The organism is Devosia sp. (genome assembly GCF_017307565.1).
Lineage (GTDB): Bacteria > Pseudomonadota > Alphaproteobacteria > Rhizobiales > Devosiaceae > Devosia.
This window is the reverse complement of sequence record NZ_JAFKHD010000008.1, coordinates 1-1,718: the sequence shown is the minus strand read 5'-3', so window position 1 is coordinate 1,718 and position 1,718 is coordinate 1. Positions and strand designations below refer to the sequence as shown.

Genomic DNA, 1,718 nt, shown 5'->3' with positions numbered 1-1,718 from the left:
CATCTTCAGCTTGCGGTAGAACGCCCGCGGGCGGCCAGTGACTTCGCAACGGTTCCGCACGCGAATGCCTGCGGAGTTGCGGGGCAGTTCGGCCAGCTTGAGGGTGGCCTTGAAGCGCTCTTCGATCGACAGGTTCTGGTCCTTGACGGTCGCCTTCAGAGCAGAACGCTTCTCAGCGTACTGCTTTGCAAGCTTGGCGCGCTTGTTGTTCTTTTCGATGGAACTGGTCTTTGCCATGTTCTGATCCTTTATCCCTTCCCTGCCCGCTTACTGGCGGAACGGGAAGTTGAAAGCGCGCAGCAGAGCCCGGGCTTCATCATCCGTCTTGGCCGTCGTGGCAATCACGATATCCATACCCCAGACCTGATCGATCTGATCATAGTTGATCTCGGGGAAAATGATGTGTTCCTTGATGCCCATGGCATAGTTGCCACGACCATCGAAGGCGTTCGGATTAAGGCCACGGAAGTCGCGGACACGCGGCAGTGCGATGTTCACCAGACGATCCAGGAACTCGTACATGCGGGTCTTGCGCAGCGTGACCTTCACGCCGAGCGGCATTTCTTCGCGGACCTTGAAGCCGGCGATCGACTTGCGGGCATGGGTGATAACCGGCTTCTGGCCAGCGATCTTTTCCATTTCAGCAGCAGCCGACTTGACCTTCTTGGTGTCGTTGACGGCTTCGCCAACGCCCATGTTCAGGACGATCTTGTCGAGCTTGGGCAGCTCCATGACGTTCTTGTACTCGAACTGCTTGGTCAGTTCGGCCTTGATGGTCTCGTCATAGTACGTGCGCAGGCGCGGAATGTAGACGGTCTCAGCCATCGATCTGGTCTCCGGTCGACTTGGCGACGCGGGTCTTCACGCCGTCCTTGATCTGGAAACCGACGCGAGTCGGCTTGCCAGCCTTGTCAGCAACGGCCAGGTTCGACAGGTGGATCGGCGCTTCCTTGGTGAAGATACCGGCGTCCTGCGAGGCAGTCTGCTTCTGGTGCTTGCGGACAAGGTTGATACCCTGAACGAGAGCCTTGGTTTCGGTCGGGATGACCTGCAGGACCTGACCGGTCTTGCCCTTGTCCTTACCGGCCAGGACGACGACCTTATCGCCCTTCTTGATCTTGGAGGCCATTATAGCACCTCTGGGGCGAGCGAGATGATCTTCATGTGGTTGCGAGCGCGGAGTTCGCGCGGAACCGGTCCGAAGATACGGGTGCCGATCGGCTCTTTCTGATTGTTGATCAGAACCGCGGCGTTCTTGTCAAAACGGATGACGGTGCCATCGGGGCGACGGATGTCGGTCGCGGTGCGAACCACCACGGCCTTCATTACCTGGCCCTTCTTAACGCGGCCACGCGGAATAGCGTCCTTGACCGAAACGACAATAATGTCGCCGACCGAGGCGTATTTGCGATGCGAGCCGCCCAGCACCTTGATGCACATGACACGACGAGCGCCGGAGTTGTCCGCGACGTCGAGATTGGACTGCATCTGGATCATAACTGGATGCCTTCTAGTTGAACCGGCTGCACCGTCATCCGGCTCGCCGACCTAATTTCAATTTCTCTTACGCAGACGGAACAAGCGTCCAGCGCTTGTTCTTGCTGATCGGCGCGGTCTCTTCGATCCACACCACGTCACCGACTTTAGCCACATTAGCTTCATCGTGGGCGTGGTACTTCTTGGAACGACGCACTGTCTTCTTCAGAAGGGGGTGCGTA

General features: G+C 57.9%; 5 protein-coding genes. All 5 read right to left on the bottom strand.

Annotated elements, in window-relative coordinates:
- Nucleotides 1-237, bottom strand: a 237-nt coding sequence (gene rpsN, locus J0I64_RS00095; protein WP_291405243.1) for a 30S ribosomal protein S14, incomplete at its 3' end; no start/stop codon positions are given.
- A gap of 30 nt (nucleotides 238-267) precedes the next feature.
- Nucleotides 268-825 (bottom strand): 50S ribosomal protein L5, encoded by a 558-nt coding sequence (gene rplE, locus J0I64_RS00090; RefSeq protein ID WP_291405241.1) that lies wholly within the window; start codon nucleotides 823-825, stop codon nucleotides 268-270.
- Nucleotides 818-1,129, bottom strand: a complete 312-nt coding sequence (gene rplX / locus J0I64_RS00085) for a 50S ribosomal protein L24 (RefSeq protein WP_291405239.1) — start codon at nucleotides 1,127-1,129, stop codon at nucleotides 818-820. The genes rplE and rplX overlap by 8 nt, the downstream gene beginning before the upstream one ends.
- Nucleotides 1,129-1,497, bottom strand: coding sequence for a 50S ribosomal protein L14 (rplN, locus tag J0I64_RS00080; RefSeq protein ID WP_035080843.1), 369 nt, complete (start codon nucleotides 1,495-1,497; stop codon nucleotides 1,129-1,131). The genes rplX and rplN overlap by 1 nt, the downstream gene beginning before the upstream one ends.
- Before the next feature lie 67 nt (nucleotides 1,498-1,564).
- On the bottom strand, nucleotides 1,565-1,718 hold a 154-nt coding region (rpsQ, locus tag J0I64_RS00075), incomplete at its 5' end, for a 30S ribosomal protein S17 (protein WP_291405245.1).

What these genes read in the sequence shown, in the direction of transcription:
- rplE (WP_291405241.1), bottom strand. Translation starts at nt 825, where the DNA reads ATGGCTGAGACCGTCTACATTCCGCGCCTGCGCACGTACTATGACGAG.
- rplX (WP_291405239.1), bottom strand. Translation starts at nt 1,129, where the DNA reads ATGGCCTCCAAGATCAAGAAGGGCGATAAGGTCGTCGTCCTGGCCGGT.
- rplN (WP_035080843.1), bottom strand. Translation starts at nt 1,497, where the DNA reads ATGATCCAGATGCAGTCCAATCTCGACGTCGCGGACAACTCCGGCGCT.